25 protein-coding genes are annotated in these 26,622 nt (G+C 55.8%); 9 read left to right on the top strand and 16 right to left on the bottom strand.

What is annotated here, in order from left to right; translation table 11 throughout:
• Nucleotide 1: 1 nt before the first annotated feature.
• From Q0955_RS15565 to Q0955_RS15555, 3 genes are all read right to left on the bottom strand, one after another.
• Nucleotides 2-532 carry a TRAP transporter small permease gene (locus Q0955_RS15565; RefSeq protein WP_299425865.1) on the bottom strand — a complete coding sequence of 177 codons (531 nt, stop codon included), beginning with the start codon at nt 530-532 and terminating at the stop codon, nt 2-4.
• 85 nt (nt 533-617) lie between these two features.
• Nucleotides 618-1,613 (bottom strand): TRAP transporter substrate-binding protein, encoded by a 996-nt coding sequence (locus Q0955_RS15560; RefSeq protein WP_299425862.1) that lies wholly within the window; start codon nt 1,611-1,613, stop codon nt 618-620.
• A gap of 323 nt (nt 1,614-1,936) precedes the next feature.
• The gene (locus Q0955_RS15555) at nt 1,937-2,731 is read right to left on the bottom strand and encodes an NAD(P)-dependent oxidoreductase (RefSeq protein ID WP_299425859.1); all 795 of its coding nucleotides are present in this window, start codon (nt 2,729-2,731) and stop codon (nt 1,937-1,939) included.
• 166 nt (nt 2,732-2,897) lie between these two features.
• Between Q0955_RS15555 and kdgD the strand changes: the two genes are divergently transcribed.
• The 4 genes from kdgD to Q0955_RS15535 all read left to right on the top strand — a co-directional run bounded on the left by kdgD (nt 2,898) and on the right by Q0955_RS15535 (nt 6,902).
• A complete protein-coding gene (gene kdgD / locus Q0955_RS15550; protein WP_299425857.1) occupies nt 2,898-3,803 on the top strand; it encodes a 5-dehydro-4-deoxyglucarate dehydratase in 906 nt (301 codons plus the stop codon).
• Nucleotides 3,800-4,927, top strand: a complete 1,128-nt coding sequence (locus Q0955_RS15545) for a mandelate racemase/muconate lactonizing enzyme family protein (RefSeq protein WP_299425854.1) — start codon at nt 3,800-3,802, stop codon at nt 4,925-4,927. Before kdgD ends, Q0955_RS15545 begins: the two co-directional genes overlap by 4 nt.
• Before the next feature lie 3 nt (nt 4,928-4,930).
• The gene (locus tag Q0955_RS15540) at nt 4,931-5,785 is read left to right on the top strand and encodes an amidohydrolase family protein (RefSeq protein WP_299425851.1); all 855 of its coding nucleotides are present in this window, start codon (nt 4,931-4,933) and stop codon (nt 5,783-5,785) included.
• Between the two features lie 505 nt (nt 5,786-6,290).
• Complete coding sequence (locus Q0955_RS15535; RefSeq protein WP_299425848.1) at nt 6,291-6,902, top strand: response regulator; 612 nt, start codon at nt 6,291-6,293, stop codon at nt 6,900-6,902.
• Nucleotides 6,903-6,956: 54 nt separating this feature from the next.
• Here the strand turns inward: Q0955_RS15535 and Q0955_RS15530 are convergent, their stop codons facing one another.
• Nucleotides 6,957-8,279 carry a cytochrome c peroxidase gene (locus tag Q0955_RS15530; RefSeq protein WP_299425846.1) on the bottom strand — a complete coding sequence of 441 codons (1,323 nt, stop codon included), beginning with the start codon at nt 8,277-8,279 and terminating at the stop codon, nt 6,957-6,959.
• A gap of 84 nt (nt 8,280-8,363) precedes the next feature.
• On the opposite strand from Q0955_RS15530, the gene Q0955_RS15525 reads away from it, so the two are divergent.
• Complete coding sequence (locus tag Q0955_RS15525; protein ID WP_283425464.1) at nt 8,364-8,759, top strand: tetratricopeptide repeat protein; 396 nt, start codon at nt 8,364-8,366, stop codon at nt 8,757-8,759.
• Nucleotides 8,760-8,807: 48 nt separating this feature from the next.
• On the opposite strand, the gene dctP is transcribed toward Q0955_RS15525, so the two are convergent.
• Genes dctP through Q0955_RS15495 form a run of 6 tightly spaced genes read right to left on the bottom strand, consistent with a single transcriptional unit; the run spans nt 8,808 to nt 14,588 of the window.
• Nucleotides 8,808-9,866 carry a TRAP transporter substrate-binding protein DctP gene (gene dctP, locus Q0955_RS15520; RefSeq protein ID WP_299425843.1) on the bottom strand — a complete coding sequence of 353 codons (1,059 nt, stop codon included), beginning with the start codon at nt 9,864-9,866 and terminating at the stop codon, nt 8,808-8,810.
• A 36-nt stretch (nt 9,867-9,902) separates the two neighbouring features.
• Nucleotides 9,903-11,372, bottom strand: a complete 1,470-nt coding sequence (locus Q0955_RS15515; protein WP_299425840.1) for a TRAP transporter large permease — start codon at nt 11,370-11,372, stop codon at nt 9,903-9,905.
• Entirely contained in the window at nt 11,372-11,962 is a 591-nt protein-coding gene (locus Q0955_RS15510; RefSeq protein ID WP_299425837.1) for a TRAP transporter small permease subunit, read from the bottom strand. Before Q0955_RS15510 ends, Q0955_RS15515 begins: the two co-directional genes overlap by 1 nt.
• Nucleotides 11,963-12,019: 57 nt before the next feature.
• Nucleotides 12,020-12,544 (bottom strand): flavin reductase family protein, encoded by a 525-nt coding sequence (locus Q0955_RS15505; RefSeq protein WP_299425834.1) that lies wholly within the window; start codon nt 12,542-12,544, stop codon nt 12,020-12,022.
• Entirely contained in the window at nt 12,544-13,434 is an 891-nt protein-coding gene (locus tag Q0955_RS15500; RefSeq protein WP_299425831.1) for an aldo/keto reductase, read from the bottom strand. The genes Q0955_RS15505 and Q0955_RS15500 overlap by 1 nt, the downstream gene beginning before the upstream one ends.
• Nucleotides 13,434-14,588, bottom strand: a complete 1,155-nt coding sequence (locus Q0955_RS15495) for an LLM class flavin-dependent oxidoreductase (protein ID WP_164643103.1) — start codon at nt 14,586-14,588, stop codon at nt 13,434-13,436. Before Q0955_RS15495 ends, Q0955_RS15500 begins: the two co-directional genes overlap by 1 nt.
• Before the next feature lie 90 nt (nt 14,589-14,678).
• Here Q0955_RS15495 and Q0955_RS15490 point away from each other — a divergent pair, with 90 nt between their 5' ends.
• From Q0955_RS15490 to Q0955_RS15480, 3 genes are all read left to right on the top strand, one after another.
• Nucleotides 14,679-15,389, top strand: coding sequence for a GntR family transcriptional regulator (locus Q0955_RS15490; RefSeq protein ID WP_299425825.1), 711 nt, complete (start codon nt 14,679-14,681; stop codon nt 15,387-15,389).
• Nucleotides 15,390-15,397: 8 nt separating this feature from the next.
• On the top strand, nt 15,398-16,504 hold the full coding sequence (locus Q0955_RS15485) for a Gfo/Idh/MocA family oxidoreductase (protein ID WP_299425823.1): 1,107 nt from the start codon (nt 15,398-15,400) through the stop codon (nt 16,502-16,504).
• A gap of 83 nt (nt 16,505-16,587) precedes the next feature.
• Nucleotides 16,588-16,881 (top strand): amidohydrolase family protein, encoded by a 294-nt coding sequence (locus Q0955_RS15480; RefSeq protein ID WP_299425820.1) that lies wholly within the window; start codon nt 16,588-16,590, stop codon nt 16,879-16,881.
• 209 nt (nt 16,882-17,090) lie between these two features.
• On the opposite strand, the gene Q0955_RS15475 is transcribed toward Q0955_RS15480, so the two are convergent.
• From Q0955_RS15475 to Q0955_RS15450, 6 genes are all read right to left on the bottom strand, one after another.
• Entirely contained in the window at nt 17,091-17,657 is a 567-nt protein-coding gene (locus Q0955_RS15475; RefSeq protein ID WP_299425818.1) for a metallophosphoesterase, read from the bottom strand.
• A gap of 592 nt (nt 17,658-18,249) precedes the next feature.
• The gene (locus Q0955_RS15470) at nt 18,250-19,650 is read right to left on the bottom strand and encodes an AAA family ATPase (RefSeq protein WP_299425816.1); all 1,401 of its coding nucleotides are present in this window, start codon (nt 19,648-19,650) and stop codon (nt 18,250-18,252) included.
• 87 nt (nt 19,651-19,737) lie between these two features.
• Nucleotides 19,738-20,574 (bottom strand): hypothetical protein, encoded by an 837-nt coding sequence (locus Q0955_RS15465; protein ID WP_299425814.1) that lies wholly within the window; start codon nt 20,572-20,574, stop codon nt 19,738-19,740.
• Between the two features lie 61 nt (nt 20,575-20,635).
• The gene (locus tag Q0955_RS15460; RefSeq protein ID WP_299425811.1) at nt 20,636-21,511 is read right to left on the bottom strand and encodes a hypothetical protein; all 876 of its coding nucleotides are present in this window, start codon (nt 21,509-21,511) and stop codon (nt 20,636-20,638) included.
• 174 nt (nt 21,512-21,685) lie between these two features.
• Nucleotides 21,686-22,195, bottom strand: coding sequence for a hypothetical protein (locus Q0955_RS15455; RefSeq protein ID WP_299425808.1), 510 nt, complete (start codon nt 22,193-22,195; stop codon nt 21,686-21,688).
• 383 nt (nt 22,196-22,578) lie between these two features.
• A complete protein-coding gene (locus tag Q0955_RS15450; protein WP_299425806.1) occupies nt 22,579-24,228 on the bottom strand; it encodes a hypothetical protein in 1,650 nt (549 codons plus the stop codon).
• A 686-nt stretch (nt 24,229-24,914) separates the two neighbouring features.
• Here Q0955_RS15450 and Q0955_RS15445 point away from each other — a divergent pair.
• A complete protein-coding gene (locus Q0955_RS15445) occupies nt 24,915-26,594 on the top strand; it encodes a recombinase family protein (protein ID WP_299425803.1) in 1,680 nt (559 codons plus the stop codon).
• Nucleotides 26,595-26,622: the final 28 nt, after the last annotated feature.

The following is a 26,622-nucleotide window of genomic DNA, read 5'->3' as shown; positions in this document are numbered from 1 at the left end:
GTTAGTAGACCTCTTTTCCGCTGTAGGATTGTCCATGCAGCAAGTAGATAAAACGCAGTACGGCACGGGTACCGGCGAAGACAAAGACAAGCCCACCGCACAGAAGTGCAGACAATGTCCGGAAACTTTCGGGGATATCGAGCATCGGCAGCAACGTGGCCCAGCCAAAGCTGAAGAGCTCCATACATGCGAGCATCATCACCAAGCCAAAGACTGCTAGGATGACGTCGTTGAACAGCTTGAGAAGATTGCTGACTGTCTCGCCAAGCATGTCGCGAAACAGGGTTACCCCCAAATGGCTCTGCTCGTGCACACCTGCAGCAGCTCCAAGATATGCAATGTAGCAGATTAGTAGCAACGCAAGCTGTTCAACCCATGTGGGGGTCGAGTTCAGCACGTATCGCCCAAATACGAGCCAGCCAAACGTTGAGATCAACACCACCAGAGCAATGGACGCGAAAAAGATACAAAGGCCACTTAAACGGTCCAGAAACCGCTCAACCTTGGAAAGGGAACCTGATTGCTGTTCCAATCGCCCGCTCCTTTATTGTTCGTTCTTTAGGAAGGATGTGCCCCACACATGGCGGGGCACAGCCGGGGTTCAAAATGACTTTGGATTATTGGGAGCTACGGAACAGATCCACGAGCTCTTGCATCTGTGGATTGGCCGCCAGGTAGTCATCATAAACCGGCTTCATCGCCGCTTGGAAGGCGCCTTTGTCAGCCACCTGGTTCACTTCAACACCACCGGCTTTCACTTTGTCCATGGAGGCAGCCTCGCGCTCTTTCCACAGTTTACGCTGCAGCTCGGTGGAGTTGCGACCGGCTTCACGTACGATCTCTTGCTGCTCTGGCGTCAGCGCATCAAAAGTTTTTTTGCTGATCGCCAGAACCTCTGGAATGATCAGGTGCTGCGACAGCGAGTAGTATTTCGCAACTTCGTAGTGGTTGGTGGATTCATAGGAAGGTGGGTTATTTTCCGCGCCGTCCACAACTTCGGTCTTGATCGACTGATACACTTCGGAGAAGGCCATTGGCGTGGCATTGCCCCCCATGGCTTCCACCATACCCACAAACAAGTCGTTGCTCATCACACGCACTTTCAGACCGGACACGTCGTCTGGTGTGTTGATAGGACGAATGGAGTTGTAGAAAGAACGGGCGCCGGCGTCGTAGTAGCCCAGAGGCACGATGCCTTTCTCTTCCAGCGCGGAGGCCAGAGCCTCGCCACCGGCACCATCCATCAGTTCATACATCTCAGGCACGCCCTTGAAGATGAATGGCAGCGACACAACGTCGGTTTCAGGCACAGCGCGACCCATTTGGCCGAGGCTGAACACAGCGAAATCCAGCACGCCGAGGCGCAGTTGTTCGATGGCGTCAGGCTGGTTGCCCAGAACACCGGCGTGAAAAGTTTTACCTTTAAGCGCACCACCGGTCTTTTCTTCCACTTCGGCCATAAAGGCTTCCATGCCGTGGGACACCGGATAGTCCTCAACGTGGATGTTCCACCCACGCCAATCTTTGGCGGACGCCTGCATTGGCGCGGTTGTGATGGCCGCCGCTGCGGCAACGGCAAAGGCCCCGCGAGCGATAAGGTTGCTGAACGTCATTGTCATCTCCTCCTTAGACAATTTGTTGCGAACAACCTCACAGTAATTACAAATTTTTACAACTATTTTCTTTTACAATAGAAATTAAGACAAGCGAAATCCTGGGACTCCGACACCTAAGGCGCTAATTTTTGGAGGAAATTTTCTATCTTCCGGATCGACAATCACCAACCAAACACGCTCAAAAACTTGTCAAATCAACCAAACCAATTTGGCAAAACCACGACGGGCGGCCCTAAACCTACCGCCTCAACGCGTCCGTGAAGCTGCGAGATTCGCGCTTCACGGCCCAACCGACACACCGCCCTCTGAGGCGGTAAGCTCTAATCCTCGAAATGCCCTGCCGCAGCAAAGCCACCGCCCTGGAACTTGATCGCCGGATCGCTGGGATCTGTGGTCTCATTCACAATATGCAGCTCGTGGGCAAAAGCTGCCGAGCTATCCAGCGGCCGCCAGCCGAGGAAGGAGGTTTGTCGGTTATCCCACCACTGAGGATCATTGTCTGACGCGCCGTAAACCACGGCAAACCCAACCCTGTCCGCCGCGACGACGGATTTCACCAGATTTGTGAAATCGCGAAAGCTCAACCAGGTGGACATCATCCTACGATTCTTGGGTTTTTCAAAACAGGAGCCAATCCGCACACAAACCGTCTCGATGCCAAACTTGTCAAAGTAATACCGCGCCAAGATCTCTCCGACCCCCTTGGACACACCATACATGCTGTCGGGGCGCAAATCCGCTGAGGCATCCAACTGGGTCTCTCGGGTGTGAAAACCAATTGCATGGTTTGAGCTGGCGAACAGCACCCGCCGCGCCCCGGTTTTGCGGGCCGCCTCATAGATGTTATACGTGCCACGAATGTTGGAGTTGAGGATAATCTCAAACGTACTCTCCACCGACATCCCCCCCAAATGCAGGATAGTGTCACAGCCATCTACCGCAGCCTGAACCGCCTCGGCATCTGCCAGATCACAGCGCACAACCTCCTCACCCGGCCCCGCCGGGTCCATGTCGGACAGGTCTGACAAGCGCAACAAATCGTAGCTCCCCGCCAAAGACTGCCGCAGCACCCTGCCCAAATTCCCCCCTGCTCCGGTCAATAAAACCCGTGTCATCCAATTTCTCCCTAAATTACTTCCGTGCACTTGGCACACCCAAACAACTTACGTCAACTTTCCAAACAAATATTGACAACAAGCCATCCCTTTGCGTTAGGTGGCGCGCAAACGCACCAAAGCTGCTGTTGACCTGCAGCCATGGTCCTGAATTTTGGAGCCCACCATGACACCAGACACCTTGAAATCCAAAATGGCCGAGGGCCTGCTGTCCTTCCCGGTCACCCATTTTGATACGGATCTGGAGTTTGACCAAACCGCTTATCAGGATCACGTGTCGTGGCAGTCCCAATATGACGCCGCTGCACTGTTTGCCGCTGGCGGCACCGGCGAGCTGTTCTCCCTCACGCCCACGGAAATCCCCCGCGTGGTGCAAGCCGCAAAAGAGGCCGTGGGCGACACCCCCATCATTGCCGGCTGCGGTTATGGCACCAAAATGGCAACGGATCTGGCACGGGACGTCACCGCTGTCGGCGCAGACGGCATTTTGCTATTGCCGCACTATCTGACCAGCGCCAGCCAGGACGGCCTCTATGCGCACATCAAGGCGGTGTGTGACGCCACAGAGATCGGGGTGATCATCTACAACCGCGCCAACTCCGTGGCCAACGCCGACACCGTGGCCCGTCTGGCAGAGGCTTGCCCCAACCTGATTGGCTTCAAGGACGGCACCGGCGACATCAACTTGGTGCGCAAAATCGTCGCCAAATGCGGCGACCGGCTGACGTACATTGGCGGCATGCCCACGCATGAGGTTTTTGCCGAAGCCTACGACGCCATCGGCGTCACCACCTATTCATCTGCCGTGTTCAACTTTGTGCCGCAGCTCGCCCTCGATTTCTATGCCGCCATCAGAGCCAAAGACAAAACCACAATCAACACGCTGCTTGAGCGTTTTTACTATCCGTTTCTTGATCTACGTGACCGGGTTCCGGGCTATGCTGTGTCAGCCATCAAAGGCGGGATCGCCGCCGCCGGAGGGCCGTTCAGCCCGGTGCGCCCACCTTTGACCAACCTGACAGAGCCCGAAATCGCCCGGCTGGCGGAGATCATCAAGGGGACCAACGGATGAAAATAACACGGGTTCAAACGCACATCCTGCACCATCAACTGGACGCCCCGTTTCAGTCGTCTTTTTCCACCTTCCGCGCGCGTCGCCATCTGTTGGTAGAGATCGAAACGGACACGGGATTGATTGGATGGGGCGAATGCCTTGGGCCTGCAGACATCAATGCGGCGGTGGTTTCGGCAATGACTCCCATGCTGATTGGCCGCCCTGCGCTGGACATCGAACCCACTTGGCTGTCGCTTTACAATGAGTTCCGGGATCAAGGCCAGCGGGGCAACATCCACACGGCTTTAAGCGGGATCGACATTGCCCTGTGGGACATCGCCGGAAAGCACTTTGATGCCCCGATCCATCAGCTCATGGGCGGGGCCTGGCGCTTGGACATTCCCGCATACGCCACCGGTGGCTTCCGCCCCGAGGGCGGCGACCATGCGAGTGCTTGTGCGGCGGAAATGGCCGCCTACGTGGCCGCGGGTTTCAAAGCTGTAAAAATCAAAATTGGCTTCGGCGTGGAAAGTGATCTGGCCACTATAGCCGCCGTGCGCGCGTCCATAGGGCCGGACATCGAGCTGATGACTGACGCCAACCATGGATATGACGCCGTCGACGCCATCGAGGTAGGACGCCGCGCCTCCCAGTACAACATCCATTGGTTTGAGGAGCCTGTCTTGCCCGAAGCCTTGCGGGCGTATCAACAGGTCCGCACAGCGCAGCCCATTCCTGTGGCCGCTGGGGAAACCTGGCACGGCCGTTGGGCCATAGACGAAGCCCTGCAACAAAAAACTGTGCAGATCCTGCAACCTGACGTGTGCGGTGTTGGTGGATTGAGTGAAGCTCGCAAGATCATCACTTTGGCCGACATTCACCATGTGCGCCTGGTGCCCCACGTCTGGGGCACGGCGGTGGCTCTGGCCGCCGGGTTACAGTTTCACGCCATCCTGCCCCCTGCCCCGCCATCCCATGAACAGCGCTCGCCCCGGCTGGAATTTGACCAAACCTACAATCCCTTCCGGCAGGAGATTGTCACAGAGCCCATCGCGCACATCAACGGCTTCGTGCCGGTGCCACAGGGACCTGGCCTTGGCATCACCATCAATCGCGACGCCCTGCGCACTTATGCGGGGTAAAGCATGACCTTTCGCACCCTAACCGGCCGGCCGCCAAAGCGCCCGCTGCCGCCGCAGGCCACCGATTGCCACATCCACCTGTTTGACAGCGCCAAATACAGCAGCCAACCCGGCGGGCCACCCGCCCCTGCCGACGCGCTGATCCCGCACTATGAAAGTGTTCAACGCTGGCTTGGGCTGGAGCGTGTGGTGCTGGTGCAGGGCAATGCCTACCAAACAGACAACCGCTGCCTCCTGGAGGGGCTGGATCATTTTGGCGACACGGCACGGGGCATTGCCGCCGTCAAACCAGATGTTGCGGATCAAGACCTCGAAACCATGACCGCACGCGGCGTGTGCGGGGCCCGGATCATGGACATCCTGCAAGGCGCCGTTGGCCTGGAGGCATTGCTCGAGGTCAACGCACGGGTGGCGCCTTTTGGCTGGTCTGTGATTGTGCAATTCGATGGCTGCGAGATACTCCAGCACTACGATCTTCTCACGCGCATCAAAGGCCCCTATGTGATTGACCACGCAGGCAAGTTCCTAACCCCGCCTAGCGTCGAGAGCGCAGAGTTCCAGGCCTTGCTGCGCCTGATTGATCGCGGCAACTGCTTCGTAAAGATAGCTGCCTGCTATGAAACCTCGCGCAGCAATTTTCCCCATTACACCGACGTGGCTGCGCTTTCCAAAGCGCTCATTCAACATGCCCCTGACCGCATCATCTGGGGCAGCAACTGGCCCCACAACATGGCCACCACCGCGGAAACCTATCCAGACGACGTACATTTGCTGGATTTGGCAATGGACTGGGCTGAGTCAACCGGGACCCTTCAGCAGATCTTTGTGGATACCCCCACGCGGCTCTACGGGTTCTAAGGTCGTGAAATCTGAAAAAATGTGCCAGAAAATGCCAAGTGATGTTTGCTGGACATCTATAAGGCAGTGACCGACATCCAATTGGCTTTGAGGCACTGCGCCTACTCCCCGTGTCAGTAAACTTGGGAGCGCGAACACTTTATTCCCCTCGCTCAAATCAAATGACCAATTGTTTCCAATAGTTTGGATCAATCACTTTCAGATGCGTGATTGCGCACTATCCCACTGGCGAGATGGTAAGTACCTCGGTATAGAAACGGACCTTCGCCGCAGGCAAGAGCTACGTCCGTTTTGGGCCGGCATCAGAAGCGGTTCGAAAGACGGGCAGCGGTCATTTGCTGCAAGACAGAACAGCTACACACATTCACCCGCGTCCTCGGGTGCGAAGGGACGCACAGACGTTGATCAATAGCGCCACTCACTCAAAAACTTTCAAGTAAACCACAGAGCAAACCGCCGTTTATGCGTGTGCTACAAAACTGGCGGTTGAAAAGGGAAGCCAAAATTGGGAAATTCTTCAATCCGTCTGGCCGTTATTGATGACCATGTGCTGTTTTTGCAGGGCCTCTCTTATGTGTTTGAGAATTGTGATCTGGATCTCGAAGTGCAGAGTTTCACAACGGCGACCAGCTTTTTGAATGCGACCGATGATGGCCAAAAATGGGATGTGGTCGTTACGGATCTGGCCATGAAACAGATCAATGGGATTGCGCTGATCGGTGCCTTGCGCGCCCGCGACATGGGAGTACAGGTTATTGTGCTTTCCGCCTCCGAGGATACGATAACCCGCAGCAATGCAGAGATGGTAGGCGCGTTTTGTTTTGTTCATAAATCCAGTGATGAGTATGGCTTGGCTGAGGCCTCGCCACCAGAGGGAGACCTATACGACCTCTCTGCGTACGGCATTCCTATGTCCAGCCGGTCAGGGATCAAGAAGGACATCCAAGCAGCAATCAACAGCAAGAAGCCCCTCAAGAAGATGCCACAGGGAGCCACGAAGTGCTTCCCCAAGCCGATCGCTTTTCACACCTTATCCCTCTATCGATTGCTAACCACCAAAATAGAAATGCCCGGTGAATGTTCCAAGCGGGAAAAAACTCCTTCGGAAGTGACATAATGCTGCCAGATCTAGACACGCAAGGCGCGAGTCACTCTTTAGAAATTCGACCTTTTACCGATCCACTCTGAGACCGCTGGGAACCTGTTCGGGAACCCGGCTTTCTACCGACTTAGCTGCCGCCCCAGTCAGACTTTCCAGAAAGGCAACCAAGGCTGCAATCTCAGCATCACTGCGGGGCGGAATATGAATGTCGCGGTACTTGGCATGCCGCGCCATTTCGATACGGTCCTGCTGGATGACAAAATCGATGGGACTGAGCCAAGGTACGTCGGGCAATGTCAGATCAGCGGCATTCCACGTGGCTCGCGCCCCCGGGGGATCGAGGTGATGCCGGATCATCCGCTCCAACGTCGGGTACGCGCCATTGTGTCCGTAAGGCGCTGTGAGGGCGACATTTCTCAGCATCGGCGTCCGGAAGCGATAAGCATCCGCAGGGTCGTCCGTTTCCCCCATCTGCCCAACATCTCGCGCATAAGGGTCAAACCTTCGGGTGCGGCCTGGTCCAAATGCCGGCAATCCCAAAGCGTGAAACTGCTGATCTGAAAACAGATTTCCGGAATGGCAATTACTGCATCCGGCTTTGCCAAAAAACAGCTCCATGCCTTGAACTTGCACCGCGGACAGAGCCTGATCATCACCCTCCAGATAGGCATCAAATAGGCTGTCAAAGGACGTGAAGTCTTGCACCATGAAATGCGCCAAGGCATCGGCGATTTGGACAATCGTCACCTCTTCGGCCGCCTCAATCCCGTCAAAAGCCGAAACAAATTTGGCACCATAGTCCGGCAGCGTCCTGACCCTTTTTGCAATGATGGGCCAAGCCGCATCAATCCGGTCGCGCGTCGCACCCACAACCTCGTTTTCGCCGACGTTTCCGGCCATCTCAAAGCCGGATGTCATGGGGAAAAGCGCCTGCGCCGCCAGAACTGACTTTAGCCCGCCGGGAAGCCACTCTTCTGCGGGCGTGTTGAAGCCATTGCCAAATATGGGGTCCACGCTGACCCGGCCATCATGCATCAACGTGTCAATGGTCTTGGCGCCTAAATTCCATAGCGCGGGCGCGTTGCGCGGAATACGTTTCTGGACTTTATTGCTGCCCATGTCCGAGACCCGATCCGGCCCAAGACCTTGCCCGCCTTCCCCCAATCCGAGCGACAATCCATCAGAGGTTCCAAATCGCGGGTGATGGCAGGTTCCACAGCTGATATTTCTGTTCCCGGACAGGATCTTGTCGTAAAATAACAGGCGTCCCAGTTCCGCCTTTTCGGCGTCTACACCCATGAAGTCACTGGCACTCAGTGGTGTTGGCAACGCAGGCAATTCGGCGAAAGATGGGGCAGTAAACAGGATCACGGAGAGTGCATGCGACACCATACAAAAAAGCTTCTTCTGGCGGCCGCGTTGGTCGTGGGAACGACCCAATTTGCCCTCGCCGAAATCGAAGCCGCGCGCGATCTTATGGAAGCCGGGGATTTTGAGGCCGCGCGTGAAGCAATGTGGCCAGCCGCCCGTTCGGGTAATGCCGACGCCGAGGAACTTATCGGCGTAATGTATGCGATGGGGCTTGGTGTTGAGCGCGACGATCAGCGCGCGTTTGAGTGGTATCTGCGCAGCGCCATGAAAGGTCACCCCGGCGCGCAATCTGGGATCGGTTGGTACTATGAGGTCGGGCGCGGCATGCCCGCGCCGGATTTGGTCCGAGCCTACATGTGGTACACGCTGTCGGCGATCGGCGGTGACCCCGACGCGGCGATCAGCCTTGAAGAGGTTGTGAAAAAAATGACCAAGGAAGAGATTGATAAAGCGCATATTCTGGTCGAGGACTACCGCGTGTGGATGTATCCGTTCCGGTAAATGCCGGACAAAAAACGGCGCGAGGGTCTGCCCCCGCGCCGTTTGTGCTTAGTTCAGGTCCGCGTCACGAGCGCCGTTCACGTCCGCTTCTGCTGAGGCAACTGCATCGGTCAGAGCAGTGAACACCTCATCGCCACGAGCCACGTTTGACTTGAACCAGTCATAAACTGGGGAAGCCGCCTGTTTGAACGCGTCTTTCTCTGCTGGGGTTGGAACATAGAGGTCCCCGCCACCGGCAACGAAGTCTTCATAGGCCTGGATCGACTTACGCTTTGGCGATGCAAAGGTGGCCTGTTGCAGGGCATAGAACCCGTCAACCACAACACGGCGCATGTCTTCTGGCATGTCCATGAACGTCTGGTTCGACATCCACCACAGCGCACCCATGTACGCGTGGCCATCCAAAGTCACATATTGCAGACCCGCATCTGGGAACTTCATGCCCATGATGTCTGTGATGCCGTTCTTGGAGCCTTCAACAACACCAGTCTGGAAGCTGGTGAACAGTTCAGGCCATGGGATTGGCGTCGGGGACGCGCCAAGCGCTTTCACAAGCTCCTGTGGTAGGTCAGCCACAACAGTCCGGATCTTCAGACCTTCCATATCGGCCGGCGCAGCCACTCGGCGCTTGGTGTTGGCAAAGTTGCGCCAGCCACCAGTATTGCCAATGGTCATCAGGCGGATTGCGTCACCGCTGTCCTCCAAAGCCATCGCGCGCATTTTGCGGGTAAAGTCACCGGAGAGAACATGTTCCGCGATGCGGTCATCCGCCATCAGATATGGCAGGTCGAGAACTTGCACATAGGGAAACAAACCGGACGCGCCGCCAGAGGTAGAGATGTAGACGTCAATGGACCCATCCGCCACGCCTTGAAGGCATTCGGCGCCGTTGGAGCACAGCTGTGTGCCAATAAACAGCTCCACCTCAATGGCGCCGTTAGAGGCCGCTTCGACATAGTTTTTGAAGACAACGAGACCATCATAGTCTTCATCGTTTTCATTCGAGTTTGCTGTTGCACGGATCGTGTAGTCAGCCGCACTTGCGGTCAGCGCTGTGCCGGCCATCAAGGCCGACAGTGCCACCGTCTTTGCCAGTTTCATAAACATGCGTGTTTCCTCCTGTTGCACGTCGTTTTTTTGGTGTCAGTTCAAGAACCCCGTTAGCTTCGGAATGGTCAGAGAAATTTCAGGCACAAAAGTGATCAAGAAGATCACGGCGACCTCAATTGCAAGAAATGGCAGAATTGCTTTGGCGATTGTTGTCACCCGTTCATGTGAAACGGACGCGGCGACAAAGAGTACTAGCCCCATGGGGGGCGTGGCCAAGCCCACGGTCAGGTTCACACACATGATGATAGCAAAGTGGATGGACTCGACCCCCAGCCCTTCAAAGACAGGTCCCAAAATGGGGCCAAGGATGATGATCGCAGGGCCTGCGTCCAGAAACATGCCCACTACGAACAGCAGTAGATTGATCAGGAACAGCAAGATCAGAGGATTTTCCGACAGGGTCAGAATGAACTCGGCCAGAATTTCCGGTGCATGGCTGAGGCTAACTACTGTTTTGAACGACATGGCCGCCCCCACCAACAGCAGCACCACAGCGGACGTGATCCCGGCACGGGTGAAAACCTCCGGCAAGTCTTTCAACTTCATGGTCCGCAGCACCAGAAACCCAACCAACAGCGCATAGGCAACTGCAACCGCAGCGGCCTCGGTTGGCGTGAACACACCGGCCAATATACCGCCCAGGATCAGGATAGGTGTCTGCAGTGGCACCACGGCGCGCTTGCAGACAATGCGGAACTCGGGGCTGACCACTCGGCGTAGCCCCAGCATCAATCCATGCGCCAGAAGCACCGCGCCTAGGAAGGTCAGCCATTTGGACAGGGTTGTGTCAGCCGCCGGGGCAAACTGCGCCAGCAAAAGCCCGAGGTTCAGCCGCACCAGCACAAAGGATACCCAACTTTCCAAACCGCCAATCTCAACGTTCTCAAACGTGACACGGCGCGCCGCGGGCAGATCATATTTGTCGGCCATGACGCGGACCATCACCATCAGGCCAACACCCACCAGAATGCCAGGTACAATGCCAGCAAGGAACAACGCGGCGACGCTTTCGCCCATTACATAGGCGTAGATGATCATGATGCCCGAAGGCGGAATGATTGGGCCGATGACAGAACTGGCTGCGGTCACAGCTGCGGCAAATTTGCGGGTGTAGCCTTCACGCTCCATCGCCGGGATCAGCATGGAGCCAAGCGCGGAGGTGTCCGCCACCGCCGAACCAGACAGCCCTGCAAACAGGATCGACGATAGGATGTTCACCTGTGCGAGCCCGCCCCGCAGATGCCCCATCAAGGCTTGCGAGAACTCGACCAACCGGACTGTGATCCCACCCCGGTTCATCAGCTCGCCAGCCAACATGAAAAACGGAATGGCCATCAAGGGGAAGCTGTCCATACCGTTATAGAGATTCCGGTACAGCAACGTGATGTCACGTTCTTGTCCGTTTAACCAAAGCAACGCCCCCGGCGCAGCCAGAAGGCAGAAAAACACTGGCAGACCAACCAGAAGAAGGAACAAAAACAGTGGAAGAAACCAGATCAGCATTACTCAGTCCCTCCGACGGGGAGGCCTGAACGCGTGGGCAAACGGTCGCCCATGCCCAACAGGCGCACAAAGCGCTCCAGCAACAGCTCGATGTTCACTAAGATCAGAAGCACGATGCCCACCAGAAGGGACAGCATCATCCAACTGCGTGGTATTCGGTACCAACCGTCAAACGTCAGAGAAGTCGGCAGATACAAAGACGCGGTGGTGAAACGCCCACCAAGCCCGGTGACCTCTTTGTAGCCAATCTGCACCCCGACGATCAGCACCGTCAGGCTGATCAACAACAAGACAAACTGCAGGAGATGCATTGCCTTGCCTTTGATAACCGCATCAATGAAGTCAATCGCCACAAAGCCGCCATTTCGGAAAGCCGTGGGCGCCATCAGACCTGTCATCCACAGCATAAAGAAACGGGCGGCTTCGTCGGGCCAGGGCAATGCACTGCCCAGAACGTAACGAAAGAAAACTTGGATCAGGATCGCCGCGACCATCACGCCTATGGCGAACACGCCCAGACAACGCCCGACTGTCAACAGTCCGGAATTCAGTGAACGCAACAGATTCAAGACAGCAAAGACTGCCTTCATCGTGTTCTTCTCCTCCCGTTTAGCATTCTGTCCTCTTCAGAATGCAGGTCGCCGATCTTATTGTTTTACAGCGGCAATCTGGCCCATTTGGCCCTTGTAGAAAGTCAGCGCATCTCCGTCTTCGCGCATGGTCGCGTGATCAACATGTCCCAGAACAATCGCGTGATCGCCGCCTTCGTAAATCGCGGACCGAGTGCATTCGAACCGTGCAAGGCAATTGTCCAAAATAGGCACGCCCCAGTCATTCACCTGATGTTCTACGTCCGCCAAGCCAAAGGCATCTTTGGCCACCGTCCAGCAAAGCTCATCCTGTTCAGCGGACAGAACATGGATCGCATAGTGCGCTGCGCGTTCAAAATGCGGAAACCGGCGTGAGTTCTTGTCAGGGGACCACAGCACCAGAGGCGGGGTCAATGACACCGAGGAAAAACTGTTGGCGGTGATGGCCACCGGACCGTTTTCCGAGGCCGCCGTGACAATGGTCACACCGGTGGCAAACCGCCCAAACGCGTCACGCAAGAGCCGTGTGTTGTTCGGGTCGGGCACAAAGCTAAACTTTCCCCCGACAGTGTGAGCAGACATCATGGGACCTCCTTGCCGAGCGCGGCTTCGTAGAGAGAGAACCAGGTTTCGCGGTCCAGTGTGACCTTCTCCGCGTCCGAAATCATCTTGATACGATCAAGGTTGTTGGTGCCCAAAACCGGCAGGATACGGGCCGGATGGCGCAAAAGGAACGCCACGGCCACAGCCGCGCGATCCACGCCCTGCTCTGCCGCGATACGATCCAAACGGTCCGCTACATCCCTTGTTCCGGTCATCAGGCTGCCGCCACCAAGCGGCGACCATGCCATGACAGGCTGATCATGCTGTTGATGGAAGGCCAAATCCCCATTTGTGAAAGGAGACAGTTCCGCCAATGATATCTCGATTTGGTTGGTGGCAAGCGGCGTCTTCATCGCAGACTGCAAAAGCTTCCAGTTCCATGGACGGAAATTGGAGACGCCGACGGCGCGCGCCTTGCCTGACGCCACAAGATCATCCAGAACTGCCCCGGTTTCATTGTGATCCATCAAAGGATCGGGTCGGTGGATCAACAGAAGATCCACGTGATCCACACCCATTTCACGCAAAGACCGGTTCAGCGAGGCTTCGATGTGGGCGCGCGACGTGTCGTAGTATTTGACCGGCTTGTCGGCATAAATCCCGATGGGCGCGACGATATCGCACTTTGTCACAATCTCGATCTGATTGCGCAACGCCGGGTTGGCTTTTAGCGCCCCGCCAAGCACCGCCTCGGCGCCGTAGTCGCCATAGATGTCCGCCTGATCAATGGTCGTGATCCCTTGATCCAAACAGGCTTGGATTTTTGCCTCTACGTATTCTGGCGACGTATCCGCATCATCGGCCACGCGCCACATGCCATACACCAGACGGCTGAAAGTCAGCCCGTTTGCGATCTCGACGCGGTTCATCAGCGACGTTCTCCGATACCAAGGGGGGTTTGCGGCGTAGATGCTGGCACGCGCCCATAGGCATGTGGCAGCGATACAGTGTTGAGGTGGGGCATCACGCGGGCGCCAAAATGCTTGGCCTCATCCACATGCGGGTAGCCAGACAAAACGAAAGCCCGCATCCCCATCTTCTTATAGGCCTCAAGCTTGGACAAAACCTGATCGGTCGACCCGACCAGTGCCGCGCCACAGCCAGATCGCGCCCGGCCCACGCCGGTCCAGAGATGTGGTTCGATAAAGCCATCGTCGTCGGCCACATCGCGGTTCTTCGCCTGATGCGACACACCCAGAGATTTCGCGTCCAGCGCACGCTCCCGGATGGCGCGCCCCTGCTCGTCATCAAGCTTAGACACAATGTAGTCCGCATATTCACGTGCTTCAGCCTCGGTGTCGCGGACAATCACATGCACGCGCAAGCCGTAATCGAGTGTCCGGCCATAGCGTTCCGCCTCCGCGTTCACTGCCTTCATACGCCCGGCCAACTCATCCATCTTCTCCGGCCACATCAGATACACATCGCAATGCTGCCCGCAGAGTTCCAATGCATCCGGCGAATAGCCACCAAAATACAGCAATGGCCCACCGGTCTGATACGGAACCACAGGATCAGCTGTCAGGCTCTGGAAGTTGTAGACCTCACCTTTGTGGTTGATCTCACCCTGGGTCCAGGCCTGTTTGAGAATCTCGACAACTTCTCGCGAGCGCTGATAGCGATAGCTGCTCTCGGCCTTTTCACCAGGAAAGTCGGACGAGATGATGTTCACTGTCAGCCGACCTTCCAACATGTGGTCCAACGTCGCCAGCGTACGCGCCAGCATGATCGGCTGCATCTCTCCACAGCGCACGGCGGCCAGCATGTTGATCTTGCTGGTAATCGGAGCGCAACCCGCCACGAAGCTGAGCGTGTCCTGGCCTACCTGATAAGAAGACGGGCACAGAATGTTGCGAAAGCCTTGCGCTTCCGCTTCTTTCACGATGTTGGAGCAATGCGCCCAGGACGACCGCAGATCGCCATCTGGCACGCCAAGGAACTGGTAATCGTCTGAACACAGCGCGGCAAACCACGACACTTCTACTGCATCCAAATCCGCAGATGTCACCGGCACGACGGTCATCGAGTTCCTCCCAAAATCTCGTTTTCCTTACCCCTTGAATAAACCGCGATTTGATGTAGATCAATGGTGTATCAATTTTCGGGATGATCTATGTCAAATCCAGACCTCTCCAGTTCGGCCCTGCCGCTCTATTTGCAGATCAGCGAAACCCTGATCCGAGAGATCGCGGCTGGCCGTCTGGTGGACGGAGAGCGCTTGCCGCCTGAGCGCGAGCTGGCCAAGCAATACGGAACCACCGTGCGTACACTGCGCAAATCCCTTGCCGAACTGGAGAAGCAAGGTATGCTGGAGCGGGTTCAGGGATCCGGCAACTACGTGCGCGCCACCCAAAGCGGGCGCAGCGTCTACTCCATGTTCCGATTGGAGTTGCCCGAGGGTGGCGGATTGCCCACTGCGGACATCCTCTCGGTGCATGACATGGAGAAGCCGTCCGACCTGCCAGCCTTTGGCACGTCGAATCACGGCACACGGATTCGCAGGTTGCGCTATCTGGACGAGGTTGTGATCGCCGTCGAAGAAATCTGGTTGGACGGCGACGCGGGCAAAGTGGACCCGGCCAAACTTTCGGAGTCGCTGTACCACTATTATCAGAAACAGCTCGGTTTCTGGATCCGGCGCGCCGAAGACCGCGTCTCCATCGGGCACGTGCCGGACTGGGCGCCAGAGGCCTTCGGCCAAACGCCGGGGGAAATTTCTGGCTACATAGAACGCCTGAGTTGGTCACAAGCCCCCTTGCCAGTAGAGTTTTCACGCACGTGGTTTGACCCGGAACACTCAATCTACATCCAACGCCTGACTTAGGAGGCAATATGACGAAACCCACCACCTACGGGATCATCGGCTGCGGCATGATGGGACAAGAGCATCTGCGCAACATTGCACTCCTTCCGAACACGGAAGTTGGGGCCATCTTCGAACCCAACGCCCAAATGCGCACGGAGAGCGCTCGTTTCGCGCCCGATGCGCAGTTTGTCGACAGCCTGGAAGAGCTGCTGGCCGTGGACACGCTGGACTGCCTGCTGATCGCCAGCCCGAATTTTTGCCATGTCGCGCAACTGCAAGAGATTGCCCGGCTCCGTCCTTTGCCCATCCTTGTCGAGAAACCGTTGTACACGGATCCGCAGGACCTGTCCGAAATCGACGAATTCATCGCCAGCTATCCCGCCCCGGCCTGGGTCGCGATGGAGTACCGCTATATGCCGCCGGTCGCGGCATTCCTGGAAAACGCAGCAGATGTCACCGGCGGCATCAAAATGCTGACCATCCGTGAACACCGCTTTCCCTTTCTGGAAAAGGTCGATGACTGGAACCGCTTCAACGCCAAATCCGGTGGCACCTTTGTGGAAAAATGCTGCCACTTCTTTGACCTCATGCGCCTGACGCTTGGATCGGAGCCGGTGCGCGTGATGGCCTCGGGGGGACAGGACGCAAACCATCTGGACGAAAACTATGACGGGCGAGTGCCGGACATTCTCGACAATGGATACGTCATCGTCGATTTCGCAAACGGCGCCCGTGCGATGCTGGAACTGTGCATGTTTGCCGAAGGCGCCGAATATCAGGAAGAAATCGCGGCCGTCGGTTCGAAAGGTAAAATCGAAGCGCTGGTTCCAGGGCCGGGCCGCTTCTGGCCCGCGCACCTTGGCGCTGCGCCTACCCCCAAACTCATCCTGTCTCCGCGTGCGCCCAAAGGGCCGATTGAAAAGGAAATCCCTGTGGATCCGGACATCCTCGATGCAGGCGACCACAATGGCTCAACCTTTTACCAACACAAGTATTTCCTGGAATTGGTACGCGGCGAGCGGTCCACACCCCAGGTGAGCCTGACCGACGGGAAAATGGCTGTCCTGATGGGGATCGCGGCGCAAACATCCATCCAAGAAAAGCGATCTGTCGAGATGTCGGAGATCGGTTAGGTGGAACGGCGAATGCGGGTTCAACGTGGTAGTGTAGTATCACAGTTTCCAATTGTGCGTTGGATAGGTGAAATGACCTATATTTGCGGCCATTGATCGATCGCGGCAACTGCTATGTGAAAATGGCCGCGTGTTATGAAACGTCACGCAACGGCTATCCCGGCTACGACGACGTGGCCGCACTTTCCCAGGCATTGATCCACCACGCCCCTGATCGCATCATCTGGGGCAGCAACTGGCCCCACAATATGGCCACGACCGCTGAAGCCTATCCCGACGACGTGCATTTGCTTGACTTGGCAATGGCCTGGACAGGCAAAACAAAAACCATTCAGCAAATCTTTGTGGACACCCCGGCACAGCTGTACGGGTTCTAATGCCACGATAGCCTGCTGCCATCACTATCGAAACCGCGGGGTTCTTCGAACGAAAAGCGGACCTTCACCGCACCAAATTGTTATGCCTGCATTTGGCCGAAGTTCCCAAACAACCAGGTCCCAGCCATCCAGCAAGATGCGCAATTTATCGCCGTCTTGCCTCTACCAAATTGGGATAGACGTGCCCGCCACAGACAAATTCCTCCCCGCTATTCCAGATCCGCCCCCGGCTCCACATCATGCCAATGTTTGTTAGGCGGCAAGGTAGACGCACGCCTTTGTACGGCGTCAAAATCAACCGGTGCAAAATCCCAAACATCAACACCAACGTTCACTGAGTTCCGCGATCCGAGCCAATTGCCATGCACATGACCAAACATCTGGAGCGCTCCCCGGCGAGCATGGTTCCATGTGATAAGTGGGTAATGGCACAACGTATTGCGCTGCTGATGCGGCCCGTCCCGCACTTCCGACACTTGCGATACCGTGTCCCATGGCAACTCAAGCGTCTGCTTCTGGTCGTGATTGCCAACCACCAAGTGGCGCTCCGCCCCTGGCAGCTGCGCAAACATGTGCTCCAAAAAGGCCCGTTCTTTGGTCCGTGCGCCGAACGCAAAATCGCCGAGTATGAAGAGGCGGTCTTCCGGACCAACCACTTTCCACATGTTCTCAATGATTGCTGCATCCATCTCGTCAACCGTCTCAAACGGCCTACCGCAAAACTTGATGACGTTACCGTGGCCAAAGTGACAATCTGCCGTGTACCAATTTTTCATATTTCTGCTCGCGTTTTTTGGGGGGCGGCTTTGAGAGACGGAGGCAATTCTGTAGGCTGGTTTCCACTCCGGAGAACTCCATTGTCACCAAGAAGCCCAGCCCTCCAGGCCCTACACAACCGGGCAGCATCTTCGCCGACGCGATACCGCATAGCCTGTCGGGATAAGCTCCGCTGGACACAGCTCAACCGATTGGGCACCAAAACTCCTTTTGCCCCAAAAGCCCAATCCGCTGCTTGCTCAAATTCCAAAATGTGCGGCGACAAAGCGCCTACCAACTGATCCAGCCACCACTGGTCAAAAAACGCATTGCCGCACACCAATTTTCGCCCGACCAGTTCTCTCTCAAGCCAATCCGCAACCTCAGCTGCAGGCCGTGCAGAACGCAATGCCTTCAATCTGATGCCATGAAGGCGCTGCCTCTCAAAACTCCAGTCATCCCACGGCCACGCCTTGCGAGGTCGAATGAGGCAAGACGCCTGCATAACCCTATCGCCATAAAGGCGAGCGATCCCAACTTCAATTGGCCAGCTTTCCGAACTCAAAGAGCTGGCCTCAAATGACACAAATAGGAACTGCCTCCATCCACCGTTCATTCCGCAAGATCCTTCGGATGAACGCCAGTCTCCGTTTTGCCATCCGACAGTTGCCCTACCATTCCACTAATGCCGCCCTCAAAGAAGGCTTTCAGCGCTGCCCGATCCATTTCCCGTTTCTCCAACAGCACACCAGCAAGCAATACCAGGGGATCCAGCTTCACCGACACGATTTCAAAGGCACGCTGATATTGCGCCTGAAGCTCTGCATCGATTTGCGCGTTCACTCTCGCCTCAGTCTCGACTGGTCGACCGACATCTGCTGGCAGCACAACAAGCTGGTCATCATAAAGCCCCCAATGGTTCCGGGCGGCAAATAGCATTTCCGTGGCATAGAGCAGATCTTCCGCGGCGCCGGCGGAGACATTTCCGAACATCGCCTCTTCCGCAGCTCGTCCAGCAAGGTCAATAGCAACGTCATCAAGCGTGTTTTCCAAAGCCGCAATTCTTGCCCGCGGTGACGCAACATGTCCGCCTGAGTTGGTGAGCCGCACCACATCCGGAAGCGGCCGCTTCAAGTGGCGTGCCACGATCACATGCCCGGCTTCGTGAACGGCAATGCGATTGAGATCTGGATCGGCAAACGGGTTCGTCACTTTTGGCAATGTGTCGCGCAAATGCTGTTCCTGGAGTTTCGCTCCTGTTGCCCGCGCAGCAGCTTTTGCTTGGCGGACGAAGCCAGCGACTTCCGCGCCGGATGGCCCAAACAACCCGTTCACCAGATCGCCCACAAGCCCGTCCGGCAAATCCATCGCCAGCGCCATCTCCAAAAGCTTGCGGACGCCTTCTTTGGTGGGCTTGTCGATCGTCGCATGCAAATCAAATCGTCCGGGCCGTAGCAGAGCTGGGTCGATCATGTCTTTGTGGTTCGCTGCTGCAACCAAAAGCAAACCGGGTGTCTCGTTAAGACGTGTCAAATGCTCGAGCAGAGTATTCACAATACCTACGATATAGTCAGAATTGCGGTCGCGTTTGTTTCGATGATTGAAGCTGTCAAACTCGTCGATGAACAAGACACAAGGTGTGTGTTTGATTGCCCATTCGACTTTCGCCGCCAAGGATTTCAGGAAATCGCCTTGGTGACCATGTTTTTGGCAGTCGCCGTAGCTTGTGGTGAAGAGTTTCACTCCGGCCGACCCCGCCAGCGCTTCGGCCAGCATAGTCTTTCCGTTACCCGGAGGCCCCGACAGAAACAGCGATGACGGGACTTCAGCCCAATCGATCATGCCCCCTTGATGCGCTTTCAAATCCGCAAGCATTTGCTTGCATAACCGCCGCACGTCATCGCTGAGGTACATGTCATCCAAGGTTTTGCCCGTCGATGCATTCTCCACTGGCGCCAAGGGCATTTCCTCAAGGTTGGAGGCGTAGTCCTGTAGCCGTTTCGCTACTTGCAAAGTGGTTGGCGCGCAGAATGCACGTTCAAATGCTGCTATTGACAGACTTGCCAACTGTTCCTCACCGGGCAACAGCGCCAAAATGGCCTATTCGGCCAGGTGGCCTGTGGAAGTATGCGTTACACGTAAGATTTCAACGAGCATTTCTCGCGACAAAGCCGGAAGCTCCAACTCAACAGGTTGAAAGACCCGCAAGTCTTCTGGAATGTCATTCGAGGTTTTGACGACTGCGACAACGGGCACGTTTTCGACCAGCGCCGCCCGAACTGATTTCTCAAAACCATACCGTTTGTAGCGCCAACCCGGCTCCTTTAACGTGGATTTTCTGCTCGACTGTAATCGCTGCCAGTCGCAGTCTTTCACGCATATTTCGAATCCGTCAAAGTCGTCTCTTTGCGCCAAAAATAGTTGTGCAGAAAGCATACAAACGGCTTCTAATGATGCCTCATACACATTGCGGAATTGCTCATCAGCTTCGACGACAACATAAAACGCGTCATCAGCAACCAAGCTCTCAAACTGTCCTGTAGAAGTGATCCAATCGGCAATTCGTGCCCCCACAAGAAGATCTGTAAATGGTGGGTGCAAAAATTGACGATCTGGTTCGCCATTCACATCAGAGGCAAAGGGGTCAATCCCAGATTCGATTGCGGCTAGGATTTCCGCCTGCGTCAAGCTTTCTGATTTCGGCGTACCCAGATAGACTTTTTTGGGCGCAGGATCATCGTCGGTGACATCTACATAGTCGATAGAGTCTTCAACCAAGTCGTAACCTTGGGTGTCTTTCTTTACGAACTCGGGATCACGTGCGTTGGCAAATCGCTGCATGATTGTGCCGAGCAAGCGTCGCATAACAAAAGCCGGAGAGTCTGGTACTGTATGGTTCTGGATTTCGGATGTATTGTGGGAACTGGTTTGGGACATATGCGTTTCCTAGAATGGGATTCGTCAGAGTTGTTTTGAGAACAAGGCGGATCAAACTGAGCTAGATGCGATCAGATGGATTTCGCTGCTCAATGCGATCCAACAAGCCATTGATGATTTCGCTGGCTTCAAGCTTGTAGATTTCTGACTGGGTATTGATTGCGCTGCCGAACTCGTCTTTGGGCACGATCAAATCAGGCCGTTCTTTCAGCAGGGACCGGTGACACGCTGTTTCTTCAGTCAGCGCATCATGGCCTGACAGCATCGGCAGGACTCGCGGCACCTCTACATTGACCGCCCGATCCAGCCCGAGTTGATGTTTCAACCGCTTTTGCGGCCGAGCGCTGTAGCCAAGTTTCAGCACTGGATTGCCAGGCAGATCAATCTTGAACAGATAGATAAAAGAAGGCTTAGACGGCCAGCCTTGTCCGCATTTGCCACAACTGCAGTCGCCCCAAGCCATGTTACCAATCATCACGTCTTGCGTATGACCACAGGTTGAGTGCTGATATTGGCGATATCCTAGCCGACCATCGCTTGCGGGCCCTATGAGACGCCAGCCATGGACTTCCGCTTCGCGTGCGTATCGGGCTTCGCGGCATTCATCACAGCCGAGCTTATACCCACCCGCTGCCGCGGTTTGAACGCGGCTGTATTGACGTCTGACGGTGTGCCCACATGTCAGCTTGTACAGACCATACTTGCGGTCACCGGAAGGCTCCGACAAAAGCGCAGCCCCTGCCGCTTCGGCTTCAGATATACGGCGAATGTGGATGCAGTGGTGGCAAATGGGGGCGTGATCGCGCACCACATTCAAACGCTTCAGTTGGACAGTCTTACAAACTTTGCAGTTCAGCACGAGCCAGTATCGATCAAGTGCTCGACCGAGGATTTCAAAGCCATGTTTCAAGGCGGCCTTGCGCCACTCTTTCTTCACTACCCCTGCGAAGGCCGGCACCAATTGACCGTCAATAGAGAAGCCTGGGTTGCCTTCTGGAAATCTAAAATTTTTCTTGCTGAATGTGATGACTCCTCGTTGAGAATATCTGGACGCACGTCCCCACCCCGCCCGCGATGAACGGACGGGAAAGCATTGTGCGGTGTGCGGGATTTAAGCTGCGGTGGCGGTCAAAGAGACCCTTTCAACGACGTCGGAAGTTGCTGCATCTCGCATTGCCGCCTCAACCAGTTCACCAATGAGCTTGGTGGCGCAGCGCAATTGTGTGACCGTCCTTGTGCTGATCGGTTTTCCGACCAAAGTTGCCAGACAGGAAAGCTCTTGTGCCTCTTCCACATATCCCCACAGGTCCGCCTTTGATCTGCCTTCATCGAGTAGGGCCGACAATAGAAGATCGGCTGCCGCCTTGGTCAAAGGGCGCGCATCCGGGGACGCAACGAACTGAAGCAAAGACGTTTCGCATTGCGTCCAAGCATTTGAGGCATCCTCATAAACCTGAGACATAGACGGATCGCCAAATCCCCCAAATGCCAGTTGCTCAAGCCAAAGTGCTTCTTCCAGTTGTTCCAAGACAACGCCGAAGGCGTCATGAGACCCGCAGGGCAAAGATGGATTCAGGGGTGCAGACACAGCTGCCGCTGTGTTAATGGGCATATCAGCCATATTGATCTCCTCGTAAGATCGTTGTGGTCAGTGTGGTGCGGGAGTTGCAGCTCTTGCATCACACGCCCTATATGATTTAATGGCGCCAACAAGTCAAGAGGAAAATTGTATGGCTAAGCTGGGCCGCCCCAGAGTCGACACAGAAGCAGTCAATGTCAGACTGCATGTGGACCAAATCAGGGAACTTGATGAGGCGCGCAAATTGGAGCCAGATCTCCCTACCCGCCCTGAGATGCTTCGTCGTATCCTCCAGCGTTGGTTAGAAGACAACCGGCCAACTTAGGATCGGTGGTTTGCCTGGGCTTCTGTAACTTACCCATGACTGGCGCGTCCAATATGCCCCTGTTTTAGGCCGATATTACTCAGAGCTTCTTTCTTGCACTTCACTGGCTGCTCCCACCAAGTCCATACCTTTCCACAATCACCTTGAGCCTTTGATCCTCAGCCATCTGCAGCTCCTCACGTTTGCGCTGCACCTCCTCTGCATCGTGTTTGATCTGCGCCTTTTCAGCTGCCAGCAACTTGCTGACGGTTTCATACACCACCTGCGCCAACCTCATGAGAAGTCTGCCGCCGGACGTCATGGTTGCATCAATTTCTGACCTCTGATGTTGATCCTGTGGAGCATTTTCACCAAACCGGATTCCCGCCGGCTTGTCCTTCCGCTTGGGTCTAAACCGCACCCATCCTTCAGCTATCATTTCCATCCCGACCAACAGAGCTTCCACCCTCGACGTCACCGCCCGCTCTTCTGCCTTGGCACGTGCGACGGCCTTCTCCGCCTCTTGGACAACCCCCTCGGCTTCCTTAGCCCGCGTCACCGCATCGTCCCTTATCTCCACAGCTTTTTCCGCTTGCTGCAGGAACCGCATGGCCTGCGCCTTATCTTCCTCTACAATGGCCTTTGCCTCTGCCACGACCGCATCCACCTGCTGCTGTCGCAGCTCCATCTCCCGTTGGTGCGCCCTGCGTTCCTCCGCCAATGCCTCTTCCTGCTCGACCCTTAGCCTCGCCGCCTCCCTAACGGCTTTTGCCCGCGCCCTCTGCCGCATCTGCTCCGATTTTTTCTTAGATACAGACAGGTCCTCTGCTGCGCTCTGGCGCAGCTTTTCTGCCTGTCTTTTGCGCCGCCGCAGGCGGCGCTCCTCTTTTGAGACGCGCTTGCGCGCCACCTTCAACGTAACCTCGGCCGTTTCACGGCCGGCCTCAGTAAGAACCGCCGCCTCGGCGGCCCCAACCTCCCTCTCCATTTCTCTGTATTCCGAAGGCGGCACATGCCGCCGTTTCTTCTCCGGTCGCTTGCCCTCTGCAATCGCCTCACGCCGCGCCTCTGCCGACCGCTTGCCTCTGGTTATCCCAATTTCCTTGAAGTGTTCTCCAGCTAAATTCTGGGCATGCTCGTAGTCCCTGAGAAGCGGGTTTTCAGAAGCCTTGAGAAGATACTGTCGACCTCGGTTTGCTGTCGTTTTGCGAGACCAGGTCGCAGTGACAAAATGGATGTGGAAGGCTTCCTCATCTGAATGCGAAGAGGCATAGAGCAGCTGACCACCCGCGAAGTTCTCTTCCAGGAATGCCATGGCCGCCTCACGGAATGAATCAACCTGAGAGATACTCCAGACATCTGCACCAGATCCGCCAAAATAGTCTTTGTTTACTGTGAGGATGCCTTCTCGCAGTGGTGCGTCAGTGCTGCCATGCCACGGATTGAGCGGGCCTGCCGCCTGCCGATCCGCAATTTGCTTCCGCCGCCCACGCGCCTCCAAAGCCGCCAGTTCCTGCCGATGATTGTACCGAGCCACCCTCATCAGTCTTTTTTGGAACCGCGCAATCCAGTCAGCTGGACCAAACTCAATCCGGTTTTCTGAACTTGTCGAGAGATCCACGTGCGCAAGATGGCCGCCAGTTCTCAGGTCATGCATCCGGAATCGGGAGAGCTGAGATGGCTTCAACCTCGCAAAGCGCAACACAATCGGGTGCTGCACATCGCCAACGGTTTCCGAGGACGTCTTGTCGAATCTGGGGTGTTTGGTCATGGTGGTCTCACGGGCTTCTTGCTGTGCTCAGAGTCTAAGTCAGGCTTAAGAAAGTACCGCGCCCCTAATTCATCTATGTGCAACTCGCTGTACTCACTAGAGAAGTTGCAATTTTCCTCCGGCAATCTGCAACTTCTCTGTTCGCGATGGGGATACCCCCTCGACCCCTTCTCGCTCACAAATCCTCCGGATTTTTCGCTGCGACCAACAGTCTGTTGGATTGAGGAAAGGCGTGCCCCCTCTCCACTCCCCTGTCTGTCAGCCTATTTCTGATCAAATTGTCTGATTGCGTGAGATGTCCGGATTTCCAGTTGAGGCCTTCCAGAACGCCTTGGGCCACCCTGCGAGAATTCGAGTTATCCACATAAAGGATTGACTAAACCATGCAGACCTAAAATTTTCCGCATACGTCATCTCCAAGCGGCAAGAGATCCTTTGTCGCGCATTTTTTTGGAGACAGACATCTTGGCCAAGCGGACCAACATCAAGACGGCAGCAAACGGTGGTGCAAACCGCCGATCGCCTTCTGTTGCTTCCCTGCCTTCGGATTCGCCCCCACTTGTAAAACCAGATGCGGACTCCCAGTTGAAAGAACACTTTCATCAACTCTTGCGTGCACTTGCACGTGACAAGGCCAGACAAGATCACAACCAGAGTTGACCAAAACAAACTGCGGGAGGGACCTCATGAGCCAGCCACTTCGGGCAGCGATCTACGCGCGCTTTTCAACAGACATGCAACGGGACGCGTCAATCGAAGATCTGATCCGGTCTTGTAAGGATTATGCTAAGCAACAAGGCCTGCAGATTGTGGGGGAGTATACTGACCGGGCCACTTCAGGCGCGAGCTTAATGCGTTCAGGAATCCAGAAGCTGCAACGAGACGCGTCCTCCAACACATTTGATGTGGTGATCAGTGAAGCGCTTGACAGGTTGTCACGCAACCAGGCTGACATCGCCCAATTGTTCCAACGTCTGATGTTTTCAAACATTGCGATTGAGACCCTGTCTGAAGGATGCATTTCCGAGATGCACATTGGGCTCAAAGGCACAATGAATGCGCTCTTCATCAAGGATCTCGCCACAAAAACTCACCGTGGCCTCAAAGGGCGCGCGCTGAAGGGAAAGTCAGCGGGAGGCAAAGCCTATGGCTACAAGGTTGTCCAGAAGTTCGATGAAGCTGGTGATCCCGTGCGCGGGGATCGAAAGATTGACCCGGCAGAAGCCAAGATCATCCTGCGCATCTTTGAAGACTATGCCGCTGGGGTATCCCCCAAGAAGATTGCCGAAGCCCTGAATGAAGACCGCATCCCCGGCCCCTCTGGACGTGGGTGGGGCGCTTCGACCCTGCACGGCAATCGTGAACGTGGCACGGGCATCTTGAACAATGAGCTATATGTTGGCCGGCAGATCTGGAACCGTCTGCAATACGTCAAAGATCCAGACACCGGCAAACGCACGTCGCGCCTCAACCCAACTGAAGACTGGGTCATTACGGACGTACCTGGGCTCCGGATCATCCCGCAGGACCTCTGGGACGCCGCAAAAAAACGTCAATCCACCTTGAAGGTGAAAGGCACTAAATCCAACTCGTGGGACCGCCGGCGCCCGCGCACCCTATTTTCGGGCCTGATCAAGTGCGGCTCTTGTGGCGGCGGCTACTCCAAAATCTCCAGAGATCATTTTGGCTGCTCTACGGCGCGTAATAAGGGCGCTGCTGTGTGTGACAACCGCAGCTCTATTCATCAGGACGCCCTTGAGGCACTGGTCTTCAACGGACTTGACCAGTTGATGGACGAGGAAGCCCTGGACATCTTCTGCCAAGAATACGTCAAGGAACGCAATCGCCTGAACGCGGAAGCCAGTGCTGGTCGCAGTGATCTTGAACAAGAGCTCGCCAAGACAACACGTGAACACAGCCGCTTGGTCGATGCCATCGTGGCCGGAATCCCGGCAGATCAGGTTAAAGACCGTATGTATGCGCTGGAAGAGCGGCGCAAAACACTGGAACAGGAGCTGCAAAAAGATCCGGCTCCCGCAAAACTGCGCTTGCATCCGGGGATGGCGGCAACCTATCAGCAGCGTCTTCAAACCTTAGTGCGGAATTTGGATCAGACCCATCATTTCGAAGCTTCCAAGGAGGCCTTGCGTGGCCTGATTGATCGCATTGTGCTCCACCCCAATCAGGAGTCGGGGAAGCTGACCTTGGAACTTGAGGGAGCACTGGCGGGATTGTTGGCCTTATCGGACCCAGACGCACCAAAAGACCCCAAAGGGCATTCGACCCTTTGCGATGACACTGATATCATTGGCGAATTAGTGTTGGTTGCGGGAGTAGGATTTGAACCTACGACCTTCAGGTTATGAGCCTGACGAGCTACCGGGCTGCTCCATC

It is taken from the genome of uncultured Shimia sp. (assembly GCF_947493595.1).
GTDB lineage: Bacteria > Pseudomonadota > Alphaproteobacteria > Rhodobacterales > Rhodobacteraceae > Shimia.
Note: the sequence above shows the minus strand (reverse complement) of the source record. Positions and strands in the feature narration are given on the sequence as shown.

Excerpts from the sequence above, each read along its gene's own strand:
- Q0955_RS15545 (WP_299425854.1), top strand. The coding sequence starts at position 3,800 with ATGAAAATAACACGGGTTCAAACGCACATCCTGCACCATCAACTGGAC.
- Q0955_RS15485 (WP_299425823.1), top strand. The coding sequence starts at position 15,398 with ATGACGAAACCCACCACCTACGGGATCATCGGCTGCGGCATGATGGGA.
- Q0955_RS15525 (WP_283425464.1), top strand. The coding sequence starts at position 8,364 with ATGGAAGCCGGGGATTTTGAGGCCGCGCGTGAAGCAATGTGGCCAGCC.
- Q0955_RS15455 (WP_299425808.1), bottom strand. The coding sequence starts at position 22,195 with ATGGCTGATATGCCCATTAACACAGCGGCAGCTGTGTCTGCACCCCTG.
- Q0955_RS15450 (WP_299425806.1), bottom strand. The coding sequence starts at position 24,228 with ATGACCAAACACCCCAGATTCGACAAGACGTCCTCGGAAACCGTTGGC.
- dctP (WP_299425843.1), bottom strand. The coding sequence starts at position 9,866 with ATGTTTATGAAACTGGCAAAGACGGTGGCACTGTCGGCCTTGATGGCC.
- Q0955_RS15490 (WP_299425825.1), top strand. The coding sequence starts at position 14,679 with ATGTCAAATCCAGACCTCTCCAGTTCGGCCCTGCCGCTCTATTTGCAG.
- Q0955_RS15500 (WP_299425831.1), bottom strand. The coding sequence starts at position 13,434 with ATGAACCGCGTCGAGATCGCAAACGGGCTGACTTTCAGCCGTCTGGTG.
- Q0955_RS15505 (WP_299425834.1), bottom strand. The coding sequence starts at position 12,544 with ATGTCTGCTCACACTGTCGGGGGAAAGTTTAGCTTTGTGCCCGACCCG.
- Q0955_RS15495 (WP_164643103.1), bottom strand. The coding sequence starts at position 14,588 with ATGACCGTCGTGCCGGTGACATCTGCGGATTTGGATGCAGTAGAAGTG.
- Q0955_RS15555 (WP_299425859.1), bottom strand. The coding sequence starts at position 2,731 with ATGACACGGGTTTTATTGACCGGAGCAGGGGGGAATTTGGGCAGGGTG.
- Q0955_RS15515 (WP_299425840.1), bottom strand. The coding sequence starts at position 11,372 with ATGCTGATCTGGTTTCTTCCACTGTTTTTGTTCCTTCTTCTGGTTGGT.
- Q0955_RS15510 (WP_299425837.1), bottom strand. The coding sequence starts at position 11,962 with ATGAAGGCAGTCTTTGCTGTCTTGAATCTGTTGCGTTCACTGAATTCC.
- kdgD (WP_299425857.1), top strand. The coding sequence starts at position 2,898 with ATGACACCAGACACCTTGAAATCCAAAATGGCCGAGGGCCTGCTGTCC.
- Q0955_RS15560 (WP_299425862.1), bottom strand. The coding sequence starts at position 1,613 with ATGACGTTCAGCAACCTTATCGCTCGCGGGGCCTTTGCCGTTGCCGCA.
- Q0955_RS15445 (WP_299425803.1), top strand. The coding sequence starts at position 24,915 with ATGAGCCAGCCACTTCGGGCAGCGATCTACGCGCGCTTTTCAACAGAC.
- Q0955_RS15530 (WP_299425846.1), bottom strand. The coding sequence starts at position 8,279 with ATGGTGTCGCATGCACTCTCCGTGATCCTGTTTACTGCCCCATCTTTC.
- Q0955_RS15475 (WP_299425818.1), bottom strand. The coding sequence starts at position 17,657 with ATGAAAAATTGGTACACGGCAGATTGTCACTTTGGCCACGGTAACGTC.
- Q0955_RS15465 (WP_299425814.1), bottom strand. The coding sequence starts at position 20,574 with ATGTCCCAAACCAGTTCCCACAATACATCCGAAATCCAGAACCATACA.
- Q0955_RS15540 (WP_299425851.1), top strand. The coding sequence starts at position 4,931 with ATGACCTTTCGCACCCTAACCGGCCGGCCGCCAAAGCGCCCGCTGCCG.